Raw genomic sequence first — 20,069 nt, forward strand, 5'->3', positions numbered from 1 at the left:
GTCCTAGGTTAATTCAGTTGGTAACATAGTAAGCAAGTCCAAATCAATTAACCATAACACAAGTAAATTTAACATCTAAGCATCACCTAGTATGGAAGTCAAGATTTAATCTTACAAGCACAATAACATAAATAAAATTTGATTTTTCTTTCTCAAGCTTATATTTTAATTGGTAAGTTTATAATATGGAAATTTATGTCAAATACAGATAAGGAAAGAGCCATTGCCGCAGCACTCGCACAAATTGAAAAAAGCTACGGTAAAGGTTCGGTAATGAAACTAGGGCAGCGTCCGCATGTTGATATAGAAGCCGTATCGACCGGCTCACTTGGTCTAGATATAGCTCTTGGAATCGGCGGTGTTCCCAAAGGTAGAATCATCGAGATTTTTGGTCCTGAAAGCTCAGGTAAAACCACTCTAACATTGCATTTAATTGCAGAAGCTCAAAAAAAGGGGGGTACATGTGCTTTTATTGATGCCGAGCATGCATTAGACCCTGCTTATGCTAAAAAATTAGGCGTAAATATTGATGAGCTTATTATTTCACAGCCTGATACAGGTGAACAAGCCCTAGAAATTGCCGATACGTTAATTCGCTCCAGCGGTATTGATATGATAATAATAGATAGTGTTGCGGCTTTAGTACCGAAATCAGAGATTGAGGGCGAAATGGGTGATGCTCAAATGGCTTCTCAAGCAAGGTTAATGAGCCAAGCTTTGCGTAAACTTACTGCATCAATTAATCGCACCAATTGTATTACTGTTTTCATCAATCAAATCAGAATGAAAATAGGTGTGATGTTCGGTAGTCCTGAAACTACGACAGGCGGTAATGCCTTAAAATTCTATGCTTCTGTTAGGATCGATATAAGAAGAATCGGCTCCATTAAAGATAAAGAAGAAGTAATAGGCAGCCAAACCAAAGTAAAAGTAGTCAAAAACAAAGTATCTCCTCCATTTAAAACTGCAGATTTTGATATAATGTACGGTTCAGGTATTTCAAAAGAAGGCGAGATAATCGACCTTGGAGTTAAGCTTGATATTGTTGAGAAATCCGGCTCTTGGTTTTCCTACAAGAACGTACGCATAGGTCAAGGGCGTGAAAACGTCAAACAATATTTAAAAGAACATCCACAAATTTCCAACGAAATTGAGAAAATAATACGTGAAAAATCGTTAAAAATTACTAATATAAATCTTGATCAAACGGAGGAAGAAAATGATTGATTTAACAGGTAAAACTTCCTTAATTACGGGAGCTTCAGGAGGCATAGGCGGAGCTATAGCGAGGTTACTGCACAAACTCGGAAGCCATGTAATTATTAGCGGTAGTAATGAGGAAAAATTAAAATCCCTTGGAAAGGTTGTAAAAGATAATTATACGATAGAAGTATGTAATCTTGCCGATAAGGAAGAATGTAGCAATTTAATATCTAAAGCATCAAAGTTAGATATTTTAGTATGTAATGCCGGTATTACTAGCGATACGTTAGCAATTAGAATGAAAGATGAAGATTTTGACAAAGTTATTGATATTAATTTAAAAGCAAATTTTATTTTAAATCGTGAAGCAATAAAAAAAATGATACAAAACAGGTATGGACGTATTATTAACATATCTTCAATAGTAGGAATTTCAGGTAACCCCGGGCAGACTAATTATTGTGCTTCTAAAGCAGGTTTAATAGGTATGACCAAATCACTCTCTTACGAAGTTGCAACCAGAGGAATTACGGTTAACACAGTAGCTCCAGGATTTATTAAATCAGATATGACCGATAAACTAAATGAAAAACAAAGAGAAGCTATAGTACAAAAAATTCCGCTAGGCACTTACGGTATGCCGGAAGACGTGGCAAACGCAGTCGCATTTTTAGCAAGCGATCAGGCATCATATATTACCGGTCAAACTATACATGTAAACGGCGGTATGTTAATGGTATAAAAATTAATAAGATTATTTTGTGCTAGCATAAAATAATTTTTTGTGCTAGAAGTTCTTTTAAAGGTAAAATGCGATGAATATTTTAAATAAATATTCATACAGTTAAAATAAAGTCTAATATAAAGTCTAATAGCTGAATAACCGCTATTATACGGCATATAAAATTAAATGATTTATGGAGTTCAAAATTATGAGTACAACGGATAAGATCGAACAGAAAGTTATTGAAATGGTTGCTGAAAAGCTAAATAAAGATAAATCGATAATAACTACAGATTCAAGATTTATAGAAGATTTGAAAGCCGATAGCCTTGATACCGTAGAGTTAATGATGGCAATAGAAGTTGAATACGGTATTGATATCCCTGATGATGAAGCCACTAAAATTAAAACCGTATCCGATGTTATAAAATATATCAAAGAACGCCAATCTTAATCTGTATAAATTAAATCTATAATATATAATTAAAAATGTCGAATCAAAGAGTAAATAAAAGAGTAGTTATTACCGGGCTTGGACTTGTTACTCCTGTTGGACTTAATGTTAGCTCATCTTGGAAAAATATTGTAGATGGAGTAAGCGGTATAAAAACTATTACAGAATTTGACACTTCTAAACTTGCGTGTAAAATTGCCGGACTTATAGATAACTCTGAGAAAAATGGATTTAAACTTGAAAATTTCACACAAGCAGATGACATTAATAGACTAAGTAAAATGGATAAATTTATCCGTTACGGAGTAGCAGCCACAACCGAAGCAGTTGAAGATAGCGGCTGGTTACCCGACGATGAAAAATCTCGTGATAGAACCGGCTTGATATTAGGTTCAGGAATCGGCGGGCTTAAAATGATCGAAGATACCTCTATCAAACTTTATCAAGAAAATAACGGCAAAGTTAGTCCTTTCTTTATCCCCGCTTCATTAATTAATCTTTTATCCGGTCTTGTTTCTATAAAATACGGTTTTAGCGGTCCAAACCAAGCGGCAGTAACAGCTTGCTCTACAGGGGCACATGCTATAGGCGATGCTATGCGTATGATAAAGCACGGCTATGCCGATGTTATGATCGCAGGCGGTGCAGAAGCTCCAGTTACACCTGTCGGAGTTGCAGGTTTCGTTGCTGCTAGAGCATTATGTACTAAATATAACGATAATCCTAAAAAAGCCTCAAGACCTTGGGATAAAGACCGCAGCGGCTTTGTTATGGGTGAAGGAGCAGGCGTTGTAGTCTTAGAAGAATATGAGCATGCCTTAAATCGAGGGGCTAAAATTTACGGTGAAGTTATAGGATACGGCTCTACAGGTGACGCCTATCATATGACAGCTCCACATCCTGAAGGTAGAGGAGCTTATAGAGCGATGAGAGACGCAATGCTAGATGCAACTATCACGCCCGATATGATTGATTATATTAATGCACACGGTACTTCTACTACACTTGGTGATGGAATAGAATTAGCAGCCGTACAAAAATTATTTTTAGAAGCGAATCCCAAAGTTTTAATGTCTTCTACTAAATCATCAATAGGACATTTGCTTGGTGCGGCAGGAAGTGTTGAGTTTATCTTTTCAACTCTTGCAATTAGAGACCAGATTGCACCGCCAACCTTAAACTTAGATACCCCTATGGATGAGGTGAATATAGATTTAGTTGCACTTAAAGCTAAGAAAACTAAGATAGATTACGTGCTTTCTAACTCGTTCGGATTCGGTGGTACTAATGCTAGTTTAGTGATTAAGAGCATACTCGTTTAATTTGAAAAATTGGCACAAAGTCCTATAAGCACTGTGGTACTCACGTATTAAGTATACGTTCCGCTCCTCATCTTATGGACTCCTTGAGCTTTTCCAAATTAAACTTCGTCTACCAACCTTTAACTAATGTCATTCCTGCGAAAGCAGGAATCCAGTAAAACATATAAAAACTTATTTTTATATGTTTATTCTATCAAATATGTAATTTTGTACCAATATTAAGGTTCTTTTTCTAGATTCCTGCTTTCGCAGGAATGACATAAAAACTAGCCAATAATCAACTATGACCCCAATTTATTACATTAAAGACGGTAACTTAAGTTTTGCGGATAAAGTAATTTTATCTGATTTAGAGCTTTATTTGTACACAGGCGATAAGATTTGTCTTATAGGACGTAACGGCTGCGGGAAATCAAGCTTAATGAAAGTCATATCAGGTGATTATGAGTTAGATAACGGTGAATTATTTCAAGATCCTTTAGTTACAACCGGTTATTTAAGACAAGATATTTCTATAAAAACTCATCTAACTGTTTATGATTTTGTCTTACAACAAACAGATAGTACAAAAGAAATAGATAAATACCAAATCGATATAATTCTAGAAAAATTACAAATCAACGGAACAGATAATTTATCCACCTATTCAGGCGGTCAACTGAGAAGAGCAAGCCTTGCTAAAGCTTTAATATTAGAGCCAGAAATATTACTACTTGATGAACCGACTAACCATCTAGATATTGCAACAATCGAATGGTTAGAAGAATTTGTTAAATCTTATAACGGTGCTATTATTTGCGTTAGTCATGATAGAACATTCCTCTCAAATGTTACTAATAAAATTTGGTGGCTTGATAGAGGAATTTTACGTAAATCCGATAAAGGATTTAAATTTTTTGATGAATGGCAAACAATTATCATAGACCAAGAAGAAGCCGCTCTTCGGAAATTAAATAAAAAATTATCTCAAGAAAATGAATGGTTAAATGCCGGTGTTACTGCTAGACGTAAACGGAATCAAAAGAGACTTGCGGATTTGAAAGCTTTAAGAGCAATAACACAAGAACAGACTGCAAAACTAGCTAGTGCAACACAAAGAGTTAGGGTAGAGCTTGCCGAAAATATAGCTAAAAGTAAATTCATTATTGAAGCAGATAATATTACTTTTAGTTATAAAAATACTAAAATTATCGATAATTTTAGCTTTCGTGTAAAAAAAGGCGAGAAAATTGGTATCATCGGTGCAAATGGCTCAGGCAAATCTACCTTTATCAAACTACTAACAAAACAGCTTACCCCTGAAAGCGGCAAAATTATATATGGCGGTAATTTAGATATTTCATATTTTGATCAACATAGAGAAAAACTAGAGCCTAATCATACATTACAACAAACTTTATGTCCTACAGGCGGTGATCAAGTATTTTTGCCAAACGGTAAAACCATGCATGTTGCCGGTTATTTAAAACAATTCATGTTTAATCCTAAACTACTTAATGCAAAAACCGCTATTTTATCAGGCGGTGAAGCTAATAGATTATTACTTGCAAAAATTCTAATTAACCCTGGCAATCTGTTAATTTTAGATGAACCGACTAATGACCTCGATATGGATAGTCTGGAAATTTTACTAGATATACTTGCAGATTATTCAGGTACTTTAATAGTCGTGAGCCATGATCGTGACTTTTTAGATAGGTTAGTTACTAGAACTTTAGTTTTCGCTCAAGGTAAAATTCATGATTTAACAGGAGGTTATGAAGATTATAAGCAGTATTTTACTACCTCTCCTATAGCCAAAAAAGCTTCAAAACCACTACCACTAACTTCTCAAAAAGAACCTCTAAATAAAAAGCTATCTTATAAATATCAGCGTTTGCTTGAAACATTGCCCAACTATATTGAAAAGCTAGAAATATCCATCAAACACTTAGAAAAAGAACTTGAAGACGTTAATCTATATTTAGATAATCCTCAAAAATATAACCGCATTACTAGCCAATTAATTAATGATAAAAAGAAACTAGACGAGTTATTAAATCAATGGCTAGAAATACAAGATTAATTTTTATTAAAATTTTCTTGACTTAATTATTAACTTTTGTTAACGTTTCTTAGCGTTAATATTAAAGATGATGAGCATGTATGTCTGATATAACAGCTACATTAAAATATAAATTCGATAATTTAAAAGAGCATCTTAACAATTCTTATTCTCGCTCTCAAATAGAAATAATTCTAGGAGAATTGAGTAGTTTACAAAACGAAGCAGCTTCATATGGCTTGAGTTTTGACATATCCATTCTAAAAGAGAATGCTGAAACTAAGATCAAGCACTATGAAGTAGAACAATCTATTGAGAAAGCTAGGGTTCAAGAAGAAGAATTTCTAAAATCACAAAGAGCAATAAAATTTGCCGAAGAAGAAAAAGAAATCGCACAAAGAATTGCTGCACTTAATAATTTGCATAATGAATTTATAAAAAATATTACTAAAGATACTAAAAGAATTGAAGAAAGTAATAAACGTTTAGATAAGATAATAAATAAACTGGAAAAGGAAAACATTATTGATCATGAATAGTTAAATCGTGAAATATTAACTCATGAAGAAATATTTAAACTAAATCAAGCGTATAAAGTATTACATAAAAACCATAAAAAAATAACTGAAGAACACAAACAAGCACATACAGAATTAAATGAATTAAATAAAACAATAACGAATTTATCACAACAATTACAAGAAAAAGGCTTAGCACCCCAAAAAGTTAAAGAATTAAAAGGAGAATTAGAATTTCACCAAGAAATGTTAAAAATACATAAGGTACATGTAGAGAAGATTGAAAATAGTAAAAAAATATTAGATCAAGAAATTATTAAACATGAAAAAGAACACAACATAAATAAAGATAAAATAAAGAAATTAGGAAGTGATATTAAAGAGCGTTATAAAAAAGAACCAGAAAAATATTTAGATGCATATGAAAAATATATAGTTCTAAAAAATCAGCATAAAGCAATTAAGACAGACGGCGTTATAAAGGATATAGATCATCATAATAAAGTAATAAATAAAATTAACGTTGATAAAACTAAATCTTTAGCTAATAAAATCAGAGGACAAACACAAGTAAAAGATACTAATACTAGGAGTTTATCTCCTGCTCGTACTCCTAATATTAAAGTTACAAATAATAAAACGAGAGGAATTTAACTAAATTAGTAATTATATGTCTAAATTTAAAAATTTAACTCCTGAACAAAAAAAAGCAGCTTTAGAAGCTGCAAAAGTACAATTGAAGAGCAACAGCAAAAACATAACGCAATATTTAAAGAAGCTATGCAAGCGAGTAGTCAAATCCACCAATATAATCAAGATTTAGGTAATTGTGTGGATAATGCTTCCAAAGATATCAAACTTGCCGGTAAAACTTCTAAATGCGGATGTGAAATAATATAACATTCTAAAAGCTGTAACTATATAGTTGCAGCTTTTGTATCATTTTGAATTAAGCTCGAAAGACCTATTGCCTGTATTTTTTCTGACAATTTAAAGCTAATCTCACCTGGAAATATTACATTAATTTGATCAAGTTTTAAATCTTCTAAAGATATTTGCATTGATTTTGTAATACTCGGTGTATTTGTATATTTAATTTCAAACCCCAAACGTTTTCCATTTTTAAAAATTAAAAGATCTATTTCCGCTCCATTATGAGATGACCAAAAATAACATTCTTCGGGTTCGGCTTTATAATATCTAATAATTTGTTCTAAGGCAAATCCTTCCCATGATGCACCTATTTTAGGATGAGTGCTTAAAGCTTCATAATTATTTAAGCCTAATAAAGCGTGATATATTCCACTATCTCTAAAAAAGATTTTTGGAGTCTTAACTTGTCTTTTTTTAAGGTTTTCATACCAAGGCTGCAAAATACGGATCATAAAAGTTCCCTCTAAAATATCTAAATAATGCTTTGCGGTATGATATGAGATAGATAAAGAATTTCCAAGTTCTGAAGCATTCAATATATTAGCGTGATAATGGCAAAGCATTAACCAAAACCTACGTAACTGCATATACGGAATTGTAAAACCTAAATTTGGTATATCTCTTTCTAAAAATGTTTTAATGTAATTCTGACGCCATAAAGCACTTAACTCTTCATCATCTGCAAGATATGATAAAGGAAATCCGCCGCGTATCCATAATTGCTGAGTACCTGACACTTCAGATAAGGTAAACGGTGTCATTTCAATATAACCTATTCTACCTGCTAGTGTTTCAGAACCTTGTTTAATTAAGTCTCTTGATGCACTGCCTAGTACTAAAAATTTAATATCAGTTTTATCAACAAGAACTCTTAAAATAGGGAATAGATTCGGTTTATACTGAATTTCATCAATAATAACAAATCCTTTTAAATCAGACAAAGCAAGCATCGGTTCATTTAATCTTGCTAAATCTAAAGGATTTTCAAGATCAAAAATATTGATTTTAGGAATATTATAAGCTTCTACGAATTGTTTAGAAAGTGTAGTTTTTCCGCACTGCCTTGGTCCTAACAAGGCACAAACTTTATGAGTTTTAAAATGTTTTATTATTGATGAAAGGAATTGTTTTCTAAGCATTGAAATTAGTACCATGAAAATTAGAAACATAACTTCTAATTCTCAGTATAGAAAGAAACAACGACAAAGTCAAAACGCTTTGTCTCGTTCTGCAACTATAATCGCATGTATTTTTTTAAGCGTCCGGTCAAAGTCATCGTTAGTCACTACATAATCATACTCATTAGCATGTGATATTTCGTTTTGTGCCGACTGCATACGTAATTTTATTGCTTCTTCATTATCGGTCGCTCTATTTCTTAAGCGTTGTTCTAATACTTCAATATTAGGAGGCAATACAAATATAGCAACAACATTAGTAGCATTTTTCTTAATACTCCTTGCTCCTTGCCAATCAATATCAAACAAAACATCTAAGCCTTGATTTAATAACATTTCGACATATTCTTTAGGCGTACCGTAATAATTATCGTATATTTTAGCATATTCAAGGAATTTATTCTGCTTAACTAATTCTTCAAACTCTAGACCGGTCTTAAAGTAATAGTTTATGCCCTCTACTTCTCCTAAACGTGGTTTTCTTGTAGTTGCAGAAATAGATAAACGCAAATTATTATCTATTTTCAATAATGCTTTAGCTAAACTCGACTTACCTGTACCTGAAGGGGAAGATAAAATTATAATCAGTCCTTTAGAGTTCCTCGAAAGCTCTACTTCTAGAGGTAATTTAGACGTCGCTGCGGTACTACGTTCCATGTCTCCTTTAAATTCCTCTCTATAAGCGCATTTCTGAAGAACTCTTTTATTTTTTGTTGTCATATTTTATGTTTTATTTCGTAGGTACAGCATATTTCAGAAAGATTTAGACAAGATGAATTTAAATGCGCGCCTGCGAAAGCAGTAGGTAAACTACGTGAGTACAGGTGAGTCATGCAAAATTCGCTTGTATCAAGCTTTATGAATTATTCTGTACTTTTCTTTTTATTACCTCATCCATAGTACAATTAAAATATTTTGCTATTTTTAAAATAGTATCTATTTCAGGGTTGAATTCACGATTAGCTTCCGCTCTCATAATTCTGCTAATAGTCGTATAAGGGATATTAGTGACTTCGGCAAGATATTTACGATCTATCTTTTCTTGTTTTAATTTTTCTTCTAAAAATTCTTTTACTTTAGTAGCAAGTGCCATATTAATAACCTCTGAATAAATAAAGGATAGATATATACAAAGTGTGTCGAGTATTACCAGCCTTGTTACATGGATCGAAAAGCCTACTCAATGTCATTCCCACGTAGGCAAAAATCTAGTAAAACCATATAAAAACAAGTTTTTATATGGTTATTTTATCAAATATATAACTTCTGTAACAATATTAAAGTTATTTTGCTGAATTTCCACCTACACGGAAAAGCTTTGTTACTAGTATTTTTCATTGTTGTTTGGCCCCCGTGGTCAAGCCACGGGGTGACACACATGGGATTGTACCGGTCCATGCAACAATGCCTACGCGGTAATGACATAGAGTACAAAAAAAACAGCAATTACTCCTTAGGCAATAATACTTGTACAAATTCCGTTTTAGATAGATCAGCTGCTACGTTTACCATAACATCATGTTCCGTCACTTTAGACACATAGCCCACTAAAATACCTGCAGGATAAATATTACCGTATCCAGAGGTTACTATCTCCTCATCTTTCTGTACTAAATGATTGTTAGGCAAGTATAAAATTTTACTATTATTATTATTACCTGCTAAAATACCTTGTTCTCTTGAAGAATTAGCCTTAATAGGTATTCTAGAATTAACATCGCTAATTAACATTACTTTAGCATAATTATTACTCACTTCTATTACTTTTCCTACTAATTTGCCTGAATTAACAACGATTTGATCAGGTTCAATGCCTTGCTTTTTACCTGCAGAAATCAAAGCAGTTCTAGAAAAGGGATTAAAGGAAACACTCAGTAATTTAGTAGTAATATATTCAAATTCTTCTTCCTCAGCAATCGTTAACAAATCTTTTAATGCAATGTTTTCGGCTCTTACCAATTCTACTTCACTTTGTAAATGTTGTAATCTTGCTATCTCAAGTTTAAGTTCTATATTTTTTCGTTCTAAATCTTGAAAATAAACAAATTTTTGTGTTATTGAATTTATATATTCAAATATATCTTCATACACTGCTAAACCGGTTGATACTATACTACCGGTTACTTCAAGTGATATACTAGATATTTTTTTAGGTGTATTAAAAAATAAATATACAGACAATCCAAGCCCAAATATAACAAAAAAACGCTTAAGAGTATTTGATATTATTCTTATTAATTCTAATGAATTTGAAGAATTTTTTACTCTATTTGCAAGTATTGCCATTTTTAATCCTGTTTAAATAGTACATGTTTTAGCTTTGTAAAATCTTCAAGTACTTTTCCTGTTCCAAGTGCAACACAAGAGAGGGCATCATCTGCAACTATTACTGGCAATTTAGTGGCTTCACTAAGAACAAAATCAAGATTTCGTAACAATGAGCCGCCGCCTGTTAAAACAATTCCCTTATCAACTATATCTGAAGATAATTCAGGAGGTGTTGCTTCTAAGGCTACTTTGACCGCTTCAACAATTTGACTTACCGGTTCAATTAGACTATCAGCAATTTGTCTTTCGTTCAATATCATTTCTTTAGGAATACCGTAAATTAAATCACGTCCTTTAATTTCCATCTTTCTCGGCTCAGCATTTTCATCTACATAAGCCGTACCTATTTCTTGCTTTATCTTTTCGGCAGTAGCCTCACCTATCAATAGGTTATAGTGCCTTCTTATATATGAGATAATAGCTTCATCCATCTTATCACCGCCGACTCTTACCGACCTTGCATATACTATGCCCCCTAGTGACAAAACTGCAACTTCGGTAGTGCCTCCTCCAATATCAACAATCATCGAACCGGTTGCTTCCGTTACGGGTAGCCCTGCTCCGATCGCTGCCGCCATAGGTTCTTCAATTAAATAGACATCCCTACCCCCTGCACTTTCTGCTGCTTCTTGGATAGCACGACGCTCAACCGGCGTAGAACCGGAAGGCACACAAATAACAATTGTCGGCCCAAAAAAAGAGCGACGATTATGTACCATTCTAATAAAATACTTTATCATTTCCTCTGCACCCTTAAAATCGGCAATAACACCATCTTTTAAAGGTCTTTTTGCTTCAATATCCGTAGGAGTACGCCCAAGCATCATTTTTGCTTCATGACCATAAGCATAAGGCACAAAAGCACCGTCTTTTTTTATTAATGCAATAACAGAAGGTTCCCTTAGAACAATTCCACAATTTTTTTGATAGACAATAGTATTTGCCGTACCAAGATCTATTGCCATACCGGAAGAAAACCCTTCCAAAAATTTCATTATCATTTTATTTTTTCTCTCTAAATTCTAAAAACACTTCTATAGAATAGTTAACAAAATAAACAGCCCCATAGTAAATAAAATTAATATAGACGAGGTTTAATTTGGAAAAGAGCGAGAAGCCTCGGAATTTTTGACCGCAGCGTAGAATACTACGTGAGGATCAACAATGAGAAGCGATGATGCTAATTTTTCAAATTAAACCTCGTCTATATTAAATTTCTTTATAATGTAACATAATAAAGTTACTAATAAAAAATATTAGCATACTAGGTAATAAAATAGCAGCAATTAAAGACAAATTATTATAAGTAAGTATTTTTAATAATATTTCTGATAACGAATATGCTATAAAACCTGAAAATAAACCTAATAGCAGTATTTTTTCTTGGGAATTATCACGCTGTTTAAGACTAATAAAACAACTTGCTAAAATTACGGTTGCCATCATCATTATAGGCTTAAATAATTGCTTGTAATAATAAATTTGATAATTAATAGCCGGTAAACCTGAATTTAATAATTCATTAATTAATTTAGGTAAAGCCCAAATAGAAACCATTTCGGGACGAATAAATTTATTTACTAAACTATTAATTGATAAATTTGTCTGCATAGTTAAATTATTGTAAGCCTTAGTTTCCTCTTTTGTGAAAACCTTAACTCTATTTAAATGTAACATTTTATTTTCAATAATACCGTATAATGCATCAATTCTCTTTAAAAAAGAATTATTATGATCAACAAATAAAATTGTAATATTATTTAATTTTTTCTCGGCAACATTAATAAATTGTGTTTGGATAATTTGAGTTTCATCATTTAAAGATTCAAAAAATAATAAGCCTGATTTAGATATTATACCCTCACTCAAGGCTTTTTTAGTTAGTTTTGCTTCTAATAACTCATATTTTTGTAAGCCTATAGTACCGATAGGATTCAATATAGTCGTAAAAACTATACCTAACATTAAAGTTACAATACATGGAATAACAAGCACTTGCCAAATATGAATACCGCTAGATAACATAGCCGTTAATTCATTATTTTTTGTTAGATTTCTAAGAAAAAATAACATAGCGGTAAAACTAATTAACGAAGATACTTGACCTAGTAAATAAGGAATCTTATATAAGATAAGTCTCCAAAAAAAACTAAAAGGAACATAAATATTTTTGAATTTTTGTAAAAGATCAAAAACATTTGAGATAATTAATAGCCCGATTAAAAGAAATAATATAATAAAAAAACACTTAGAATATAATTTAGTAAGATACCAAGAAAGTGTTTTTAGATTAATCATTATAAATTCAGTGCTAATGCGAATTTAAATAAGAATTTGTGTGGTGGGGCTGGTAGGACTTGAACCTACGACCACACCGTTATGAGCGGCGTGCTCTAACCAACTGAGCTACAGCCCCTTTTCATTTGAAATTTATATAATTATTATGCAATTAAGTCTAGTAAAATTTTTATATTTTTGAGGTATCGCCTAAAAAACAGGGCAATATGGTTCAGTTTTTTCGTCATTGCGAGGAAATTACAAAGTAATTGACGAAGCAATCTCAGGAGTTTGTTGTGCTTTCATGAGATTGCCACGCAGCCTATGGCTTGCAATGAAGATTTGGTATCCACACATCAACGCTTTCGCAATAATAACATCAAATAAAAAAAGGCCGAGTAGTAAACTCGACCTTTTAGGATACTATAATGAGTAAATTCGGCAATTTTAGTGGTGTACAACTGTTACAGCTCTACGATTATAAGCAAAAGCTTCTTCAGTATTACCCATCATAGCAGGTCTATCTTTACCATAAGAGATTGTATTTAATCTGTTATGATCGATTCCTTTATGAGCTAAGAATTTTTTCGCTGCTGCTGCTCTTCTTTCACCTAAACCTAAGTTATATTCTTTGGTACCTCTTTCATCGCAATGTCCTTCAACAGTAACTTTTACTTCAGGATGCTTTGATAACCAGCAAGCTTGTCTCTCTAGTTCTTCTTTAGCCTTTGGTGATAAAGCAGAGCTATCAAAAGCAAACCATACCGCATTTCCTGCATGCTTCTCGAAATCTTTCATTAATGAAGTTTCTTCACCTTGGTTCATATTACCGTCAAATTGTGGTGCTCTTTTTGTTGTAGTACACCCTGCAAGTACACATAATGCAAGAAAAGCTAATGTAATTTTTGTTTTCATAATTAAACTCCTTGAGATTATAATTTATTAATATTGAATTCATTTTAGCTAGTCATAAAACTAAACTAACCAAAAGCTATGTGAGTTAGTATATATCATTATTTTATTAGTTTAAAGGCTAAAATATTATAAAATGCAATTACTCATGTATATAATGTGGTAAAAATATCATTTTTATAATACAAGTATATACTTTGGATAAATAGATAGATGCAGTTTAATGGGGAAAAGAGGAATCGATTTTGAAGCTTATAACCGCAGCGTATATATAATATGTGAGGATTATAAGCAAATAAGTAGCGTTGCCAATTTTTCAAATAGACATCTTCAGAAACTCGCTTATAGAGAGGAATTTGAAGGAGATACGGCACGCAGAACCGCAGCGTACATAGAGGTACGTGAGGATTTGAGTACAGGATCAACGTACAAATTACCTCTAGCAGTAGAGTTTCTGAAGATGTCTAATAAAACTAGTATATTCACCATCTAATGAATGCACTGCCCCAAGTAAGACCTGCACCGATAGCTGAAAATAGTAGAATATCACCTTTTTTTATTTTGCCTGATGCTTTGAGAGTACTCAAAGCAAGCGGAATAGAAGCAGCAGAGCAGTTAGCATGTTTGTCTACGATTTTCACTACTTTATGCTCTTCTATATTTAATAGTTCAGCGAGTTTATTTATAATACGGATATTTGCTTGATGAGGTATAAAATAATCAATATCGCTTACACTGAATTGATTAGCATGCAGTAAATCTTTTATAGATTGTTGCATTTTTTCTATTGCATGACGAAATAATTTTTGCCCCTGCATAACTATTTTGCCACCAATACCGTTCATACTTACACCACCGTTTGTGTATAATATTTCATAATCAGCCCCGCTTGAGAAGATATTACTATCTATTAAACCGGAATCATCACTACTACGCTGTAATATTACGCTACCGGCCCCATCACCGAATAAAACGCAAGTAGTCCTATCATTCCAATCTAATAACGACGTCATTTTCTCGGCTCCTATAAGCAAAATAGTTTTATATTTATCTGATGAGATAAGAGAATTTGCTACTTGTAAACCATAAACAAAGCCGGCACATACTGCTTGTAAATCAAAAGATGGTATATTAGTTAAACCAAGATAACCTTGAAGCTTAGAGGCAACCGAAGGGAAGCTATTATCGGGAGTAGTAGTACATGTAATAATTAAATCAATATCATTTACCGATATCCCTGCATCTGCTATAGCTTTTTCAGCTGATTTTAAAGCAAGGTGGGAAGTATATTCTGTATCACCTGCTATATGACGCTGCGTAATACCTGTTCTTGTTCTAATCCATTCATCGTTAGTATCTACGAATTTTGCAAGCTCGTCATTACTAACTATTTTTGAAGGAAGATACCCGCCGCAACCAATAATTTTACAGGTCATAAATCTTTTAGGCTACTTCTTCTTCAGTTTTAATTTTCTTTGTTACTACTGGACGATTATTATAAGTACCGTCGACTAAAGAAATGTGATGAGGAAGCTTATATTCACCGGTTTGCGAATCAACTATTACGTTAACTTTGCCAAGTGCTAAGTGTGAACGTCTCATGTTACGTCTTGATTTTGATGTTTTTTTCTTTGGAACTGCCATTATTAGCCTCTCTAAATATAAATTAAAAAGTATTTGTCAAATTAGTGAAGCAGTATATTATAATCTTGTAATAAAATCTAGATAAAATTAAACTTATGAAAATTTTTATAACATACATTTTTAGTATATTAGCCTTTTTTTCCTTAAGCGGCTGCAAAACTATCGAAAATAGAGGGCAATCCATAGATGATTCGGCACTTGTAAAATTAGAGTCTAAAAAACTAAATAAAACAGAAGTCGTAGGGTTAATAGGTACGCCTACTATAGTACCGGAATATTCCCAAAATACCTGGTATTATGTTGAAAGAGTTATGTCTCAAAGAGCTTGGCTCAATCCAAAAGTTGAAAAGCAGAAGATAGTAAAAATTACGTTTGATGCTAGTAATTTTATGCAGGAAGTAGTAGTAATAGATGATTCTCATAGACAAGATATAGAAATAGTCCATGAATATACTAGGACATATGGAACGGAACTTAACGGACTACAAAAATTTGTTAAAAATTTAGGTAGATTCAATAAAACCACTGACGGAAATAAAAACAAAAGCAAAAATAAGAAAAAGAGATAAGTACCTTAATCATAATTGCAAGATGGCTTATCTGTATAGATACCTAATCGTCATTGCGAGCCATAGGCTGCGTGGCAATCTCATGCAATAACAACAAACTCCTGAGATTGCTTTGTCAATTACTTACGTAATTTCCTTGCAATGACGATTTGATACTCACGCAGGCGTAACACCAACACCCATAAAATAAAAAACTATCTAATATGATTTCGATATTTAGTAAATTAAAACAAAGTTTATCTAAAACTTCTAATAAAATATCGGAAGGTATCGACAAAATATTTTACAAGAAAAAATTAGATGCAGAAACTCTAGAAGAGCTAGAAGAGCTACTTATCTCAAGTGATATGAGTGTTTTGGTAGTAACTAATATTATTGAAGAGTTTAAAAAGGTAAAATTTGACAAAGAAATAGATAGTGATACAGTAAAAGAAGCCCTTGCTAAATTAATAGAGCAGCAGCTATCAAAATCAGAAATTCCTTTTACTTTAAGCGAAAATAAATTAAACGTAATTTTAGTTTGCGGTGTTAATGGAGCAGGTAAAACCACAACTATAGGTAAGCTTGCTGCAATGTACTCAGCACAAGGGAAAAAAGTAGCAGTTGCAGCCTGCGATACTTTTAGAGCAGCTGCCGTAAATCAGCTAAGTACTTGGGCAGATAGAGCAAATGCACTACTTATTACCGGTGAAGAATCGGCTGACCCTGCGAGTGTTGCTTATCGCGGGATGGAAGAATCGATAAAACAAAATATCGATATACTTTTTATTGATACAGCAGGTAGGCTTCATAATAAGAAAAATTTGATGGATGAACTGTCTAAGATTGTAAAAGTTATAAAAAAACTAGACGAGAATGCCCCCACTCATAGCGTTTTAGTCGTTGATGCTATTACCGGACAAAATACTTATAACCAAGTAGAACATTTTAATGATGCTACTAATTTGACGGGGCTTATCGTGACTAAACTAGACGGCAGTGCTAAAGCGGGCGTCATTGTCGGAGTAGTACAAAAATTTAATTTACCCTTATACTTTATCGGTATAGGCGAGAAGATAGAGGACTTAAAAATATTTAACCAACATGATTTTGCTAGAAATCTATTGGGGTTGTGAGGTTTTACTACGTCATTGCCCACATGAATATTGAGTCATCATTGCGAGCAACCGTAGGCTGCACGGCAATCTCATGAAGTAATAATAAACTCCTGAGATTGCTTCGTCAATTGCTATGCAATTTCCTCGCAATGACGATCTAATTAAAAACAAAATCATAAAATGACTCAAAAAAATACCTTATTGCTCATAGATGGATACGGATTTGTTTTTAGAGCCTATTATGCACAACAGCCTTTAACTTCACCAAAAGGCGAGCCTGTCGGTGCTCTTTACGGTTTTACTTCAATGCTGCTAAAATTACTGAGCGACTTTAAGCCTAAACATGTCGCTGTAGTATTTGATAGCGGCGGGAAAAATTTTCGCCATCAGATTTATCCCGACTATAAAGCTAACCGCCCTCCACCCCCTGAAGATTTAATTGTACAATTACCTTTAGTTCGTGATGTTGCAAGTAACTTAAATTTTCCTATTCTAGAGAAGAACGGTTATGAAGCCGATGACATTATCGCAACCTTTGCTACTAAAACTGCTGCACTTGGCGCACATGTAGTCATTATCTCTTCCGATAAAGATTTATTGCAGTTAATGACTGAAAACATCAAGATATATGATCCGTTAAAAGGGAAATATATTACGGAGGATGATGTGGTTAAAAAATTTGGCACTACTTCTGATAAATTACGTGAAGTAATGGCTTTAATCGGCGATAGATCGGATAATATTCCGGGTGTGCCATCTATTGGACCAAAAACTGCAAGTAGTCTTATAACGCAATTTGGTTCTGTAGAAAATATATTTAACTCTTTAGACCAAGTCTCAAGCGTAAAACAACGTGAAACTTTACAAAATTCAAGAGAAGCGGCGTTAATTTCATGGCAGTTAATAGGGCTTAATTCTAATGTTGATTTAGATTTTCAGCTAAATAATTTAGAATGGTCACCTCCAAATAGCGATAAATTAACAGGATTTTTACAGGAATACGGTTTTAGATCTTTATATACAAGAGTAGAAAATTTATTGGATATTAAAATTAATGATCACAAAGAGATAGCAGATAATAAAGTAACGGAAATAAAAGAAATTAATAATGCTAATGAGTTAGCAGACTTTGCTAAAGAAGCCACGAAAATAGGAATATTCGGGATATATTTATTACAGCATAAAGGAGCTAATCTTGCTTTTATTTTATCACTGCAAAACCAAAGCTATATTATTAAAATTTCAAACACTTCTCATGATCTATTTTCTTATAATACTAAAACTAATAACAACTGGTTTTCGGATATAATATTCAATTTACTAACCGATAAATCCATAAAAAAAATTACTTACTCTCTTAAACCTCTACTTAAATTTTATGCAAACCAATCTCATGACATTACGGCTATAGAAGATTTAGAATTAATGCAGTATGCGTTATCTGCCGGTTTACCACAGAAAAATTTATTTAAAGAAGTTCTGAAAGAAACTTGGATAGAAAATATAATTATCGAATCAGCAAAAATAGTAATAAACTTTATCGCACTTTATAAGCAAACTATATTGGAGCTTAAAGACAACAAAACCTTTAGACTTTATAGCAACATTGATTTACCTATTTGTTTTATTTTAGATAAAATGGAGAAAGTGGGTATTACAGTAGATGCTAATTACCTAAAACAATTATCCGCTGAATTTGGAACAGAAATTCTAAAACTTGAAGAAGAAATTTTTGCTCTTAGCGGAACTAAATTTAATATTGGTTCGCCCAAACAATTAGGAGAAATCTTGTTCGAAAAAATGCAATTACCTTTCGGTAAAGCTTCAGCTAAAGCAGGCTCTTACTCAACAGGAGCGGAAATACTAGAAAAACTTAGTGAGCATGGATATAATATTGCAGATTTGTTATTAAGATGGCGGCAACTGACAAAATTAAAGAATACCTACACCGATAGTTTGCCGAAACAGATAGATAATATAACACATAGGGTACATACGACATTTTTACAAACTTCTACCACTACAGGAAGACTTAGCTCACAGGAACCTAATCTACAAAATGTACCTATTCGCTCTAGTGAGGGGAATCAAATCAGACAAGCTTTTATTGCTGAAGAAGGTTATAAATTAATATCTGCAGATTATTCTCAAATTGAGCTTAGAATATTAAGCCATATCGCAAATATAGATGCACTAAAACAAGCATTTATCAATAAAGACGATATCCATACTCTAACTGCTTGTCAGATCTTTAACTTACAAAAACACAAACTAACTAACGAACATAGGCGTAAAGCAAAAGCTATAAATTTTGGTATCATTTACGGTATAAGTGCTTTTGGGCTTGCTAAGCAATTAAACGTTACTAACGGCGAAGCATCCGAATATATCAAGAAATATTTTGCTGAATATAAAGGAGTGCAAGAATATATGGAGCAAACAAAAGCTTTTGCAAGTAGCAACGGCTATGTCACAAATTGCTTTGGCAGAAAATGTTTTGTACCTCTAATTCATGATAAAAAGCTTAAACAATTCGCAGAACGTGCGGCTATTAATGCTCCGATTCAAGGAACTAATGCCGATATAATTAAAATTGCTATGATCAATCTAGATCAAGAAATAGAAAAACGTAAACTTAAAACAAGATTAGTACTGCAAATTCATGATGAATTACTATTTGAAGCACCGATTGATGAAGTAGCAATTATAACACCTATTATTAAAAAAATCATGGAAAATTCTACTAATATGGATGTACCGATTATAACCGAAATTAGAGCAGGTAATAACTGGATGGAAATTCATTGAAGGTGTATCATTCCTAGCTAAAGGCGGCGTTATTGCATGACTTGCTGTCATTTCCGCA

Annotated in this window: 18 protein-coding genes, 1 tRNA gene and 2 pseudogenes; 11 read left to right on the plus strand and 10 right to left on the minus strand. The window is 32.8% G+C overall.

Going from position 1 to position 20,069, the window contains the following annotated elements; genetic code table 11:
• The first annotated feature begins 195 nt into the window (after window positions 1-195).
• From recA to RJP_RS06075, 7 genes and pseudogenes are all read left to right on the plus strand, one after another.
• Window positions 196-1,227 (plus strand): recombinase RecA, encoded by a 1,032-nt coding sequence (gene recA / locus RJP_RS06045; RefSeq protein ID WP_024704365.1) that lies wholly within the window; start codon window positions 196-198, stop codon window positions 1,225-1,227.
• On the plus strand, window positions 1,220-1,945 hold the full coding sequence (gene fabG, locus RJP_RS06050) for a 3-oxoacyl-ACP reductase FabG (RefSeq protein WP_014014776.1): 726 nt from the start codon (window positions 1,220-1,222) through the stop codon (window positions 1,943-1,945). Before recA ends, fabG begins: the two co-directional genes overlap by 8 nt.
• 175 nt (window positions 1,946-2,120) lie before the next feature.
• Window positions 2,121-2,381: an acyl carrier protein gene (acpP, locus tag RJP_RS06055; RefSeq protein ID WP_008579292.1), complete on the plus strand. Its 261-nt coding sequence runs from the start codon at window positions 2,121-2,123 to the stop codon at window positions 2,379-2,381.
• 35 nt (window positions 2,382-2,416) lie between these two features.
• Window positions 2,417-3,703 carry a beta-ketoacyl-ACP synthase II gene (fabF, locus tag RJP_RS06060; protein ID WP_014014777.1) on the plus strand — a complete coding sequence of 429 codons (1,287 nt, stop codon included), beginning with the start codon at window positions 2,417-2,419 and terminating at the stop codon, window positions 3,701-3,703.
• 283 nt (window positions 3,704-3,986) lie between these two features.
• Window positions 3,987-5,768, plus strand: coding sequence for an ABC-F family ATP-binding cassette domain-containing protein (locus tag RJP_RS06065; protein ID WP_014121084.1), 1,782 nt, complete (start codon window positions 3,987-3,989; stop codon window positions 5,766-5,768).
• Between the two features lie 80 nt (window positions 5,769-5,848).
• Window positions 5,849-6,919, plus strand: a pseudogene (roaM, locus tag RJP_RS06070) (actin-based motility regulator RoaM).
• Between the two features lie 16 nt (window positions 6,920-6,935).
• Window positions 6,936-7,165, plus strand: a pseudogene (locus RJP_RS06075) (hypothetical protein).
• A 17-nt stretch (window positions 7,166-7,182) separates the two neighbouring features.
• On the opposite strand, the gene RJP_RS06080 reads toward RJP_RS06075, so the two are convergent.
• The 8 genes from RJP_RS06080 to pal form a co-directional block, all read right to left on the minus strand.
• Entirely contained in the window at window positions 7,183-8,337 is a 1,155-nt protein-coding gene (locus RJP_RS06080) for an ATP-binding protein (protein WP_014121087.1), read from the minus strand.
• A gap of 69 nt (window positions 8,338-8,406) precedes the next feature.
• Complete coding sequence (gene gmk / locus RJP_RS06085) at window positions 8,407-9,096, minus strand: guanylate kinase (protein ID WP_014014781.1); 690 nt, start codon at window positions 9,094-9,096, stop codon at window positions 8,407-8,409.
• 136 nt (window positions 9,097-9,232) lie between these two features.
• Window positions 9,233-9,469 carry a helix-turn-helix domain-containing protein gene (locus RJP_RS06090; RefSeq protein ID WP_014014782.1) on the minus strand — a complete coding sequence of 79 codons (237 nt, stop codon included), beginning with the start codon at window positions 9,467-9,469 and terminating at the stop codon, window positions 9,233-9,235.
• 353 nt (window positions 9,470-9,822) lie between these two features.
• A complete protein-coding gene (mreC, locus tag RJP_RS06095; protein WP_014121088.1) occupies window positions 9,823-10,662 on the minus strand; it encodes a rod shape-determining protein MreC in 840 nt (279 codons plus the stop codon).
• 2 nt (window positions 10,663-10,664) lie between these two features.
• Complete coding sequence (locus RJP_RS06100) at window positions 10,665-11,705, minus strand: rod shape-determining protein (RefSeq protein WP_010977764.1); 1,041 nt, start codon at window positions 11,703-11,705, stop codon at window positions 10,665-10,667.
• Between the two features lie 208 nt (window positions 11,706-11,913).
• Entirely contained in the window at window positions 11,914-13,002 is a 1,089-nt protein-coding gene (locus tag RJP_RS06105; RefSeq protein ID WP_010977765.1) for an LptF/LptG family permease, read from the minus strand.
• A gap of 41 nt (window positions 13,003-13,043) precedes the next feature.
• Window positions 13,044-13,120, minus strand: a tRNA-Ile gene (locus tag RJP_RS06110).
• A 308-nt stretch (window positions 13,121-13,428) separates the two neighbouring features.
• Window positions 13,429-13,896, minus strand: a complete 468-nt coding sequence (gene pal / locus RJP_RS06115; RefSeq protein WP_014014784.1) for a peptidoglycan-associated lipoprotein Pal — start codon at window positions 13,894-13,896, stop codon at window positions 13,429-13,431.
• 220 nt (window positions 13,897-14,116) lie between these two features.
• Between pal and RJP_RS06120 the strand changes: the two genes are divergently transcribed.
• Window positions 14,117-14,386 (plus strand): palindromic element RPE1 domain-containing protein, encoded by a 270-nt coding sequence (locus RJP_RS06120; RefSeq protein WP_024704367.1) that lies wholly within the window; start codon window positions 14,117-14,119, stop codon window positions 14,384-14,386.
• Here the strand turns inward: RJP_RS06120 and RJP_RS06125 are convergent.
• On the minus strand, window positions 14,376-15,329 hold the full coding sequence (locus tag RJP_RS06125) for a beta-ketoacyl-ACP synthase III (RefSeq protein ID WP_014014786.1): 954 nt from the start codon (window positions 15,327-15,329) through the stop codon (window positions 14,376-14,378). The two genes, RJP_RS06120 and RJP_RS06125, sit on opposite strands and share 11 nt — an antisense overlap.
• A 7-nt stretch (window positions 15,330-15,336) precedes the next feature.
• On the minus strand, window positions 15,337-15,537 hold the full coding sequence (gene rpmF, locus RJP_RS06130; RefSeq protein WP_014121089.1) for a 50S ribosomal protein L32: 201 nt from the start codon (window positions 15,535-15,537) through the stop codon (window positions 15,337-15,339).
• A gap of 95 nt (window positions 15,538-15,632) precedes the next feature.
• Between rpmF and RJP_RS06135 the strand changes: the two genes are divergently transcribed.
• The 3 genes from RJP_RS06135 to polA all read left to right on the plus strand — a co-directional run bounded on the left by RJP_RS06135 (window position 15,633) and on the right by polA (window position 20,011).
• The gene (locus tag RJP_RS06135) at window positions 15,633-16,106 is read left to right on the plus strand and encodes an outer membrane protein assembly factor BamE (RefSeq protein WP_014121090.1); all 474 of its coding nucleotides are present in this window, start codon (window positions 15,633-15,635) and stop codon (window positions 16,104-16,106) included.
• Between the two features lie 203 nt (window positions 16,107-16,309).
• Complete coding sequence (gene ftsY / locus RJP_RS06140) at window positions 16,310-17,221, plus strand: signal recognition particle-docking protein FtsY (RefSeq protein ID WP_014014789.1); 912 nt, start codon at window positions 16,310-16,312, stop codon at window positions 17,219-17,221.
• Window positions 17,222-17,383: 162 nt separating this feature from the next.
• The gene (gene polA, locus RJP_RS06145; RefSeq protein WP_014121091.1) at window positions 17,384-20,011 is read left to right on the plus strand and encodes a DNA polymerase I; all 2,628 of its coding nucleotides are present in this window, start codon (window positions 17,384-17,386) and stop codon (window positions 20,009-20,011) included.
• Window positions 20,012-20,069: the final 58 nt, after the last annotated feature.

It is taken from the genome of Rickettsia japonica YH, assembly GCF_000283595.1.
Taxonomy (GTDB): Bacteria; Pseudomonadota; Alphaproteobacteria; order Rickettsiales; family Rickettsiaceae; genus Rickettsia; species Rickettsia rickettsii.

Coding starts and splice junctions, on each gene's coding strand:
- recA (WP_024704365.1), top strand. CDS start 196: ATGTCAAATACAGATAAGGAAAGAGCCATTGCCGCAGCACTCGCACAA.
- fabG (WP_014014776.1), top strand. CDS start 1,220: ATGATTGATTTAACAGGTAAAACTTCCTTAATTACGGGAGCTTCAGGA.
- acpP (WP_008579292.1), top strand. CDS start 2,121: ATGGAGTTCAAAATTATGAGTACAACGGATAAGATCGAACAGAAAGTT.
- fabF (WP_014014777.1), top strand. CDS start 2,417: ATGTCGAATCAAAGAGTAAATAAAAGAGTAGTTATTACCGGGCTTGGA.
- RJP_RS06065 (WP_014121084.1), top strand. CDS start 3,987: ATGACCCCAATTTATTACATTAAAGACGGTAACTTAAGTTTTGCGGAT.
- RJP_RS06080 (WP_014121087.1), bottom strand. CDS start 8,337: ATGCTTAGAAAACAATTCCTTTCATCAATAATAAAACATTTTAAAACT.
- gmk (WP_014014781.1), bottom strand. CDS start 9,096: ATGACAACAAAAAATAAAAGAGTTCTTCAGAAATGCGCTTATAGAGAG.
- RJP_RS06090 (WP_014014782.1), bottom strand. CDS start 9,469: ATGGCACTTGCTACTAAAGTAAAAGAATTTTTAGAAGAAAAATTAAAA.
- mreC (WP_014121088.1), bottom strand. CDS start 10,662: ATGGCAATACTTGCAAATAGAGTAAAAAATTCTTCAAATTCATTAGAA.
- RJP_RS06100 (WP_010977764.1), bottom strand. CDS start 11,705: ATGATAATGAAATTTTTGGAAGGGTTTTCTTCCGGTATGGCAATAGAT.
- RJP_RS06105 (WP_010977765.1), bottom strand. CDS start 13,002: ATGATTAATCTAAAAACACTTTCTTGGTATCTTACTAAATTATATTCT.
- pal (WP_014014784.1), bottom strand. CDS start 13,896: ATGAAAACAAAAATTACATTAGCTTTTCTTGCATTATGTGTACTTGCA.
- RJP_RS06120 (WP_024704367.1), top strand. CDS start 14,117: ATGGGGAAAAGAGGAATCGATTTTGAAGCTTATAACCGCAGCGTATAT.
- RJP_RS06125 (WP_014014786.1), bottom strand. CDS start 15,329: ATGACCTGTAAAATTATTGGTTGCGGCGGGTATCTTCCTTCAAAAATA.
- rpmF (WP_014121089.1), bottom strand. CDS start 15,537: ATGGCAGTTCCAAAGAAAAAAACATCAAAATCAAGACGTAACATGAGA.
- RJP_RS06135 (WP_014121090.1), top strand. CDS start 15,633: ATGAAAATTTTTATAACATACATTTTTAGTATATTAGCCTTTTTTTCC.
- ftsY (WP_014014789.1), top strand. CDS start 16,310: ATGATTTCGATATTTAGTAAATTAAAACAAAGTTTATCTAAAACTTCT.
- polA (WP_014121091.1), top strand. CDS start 17,384: ATGACTCAAAAAAATACCTTATTGCTCATAGATGGATACGGATTTGTT.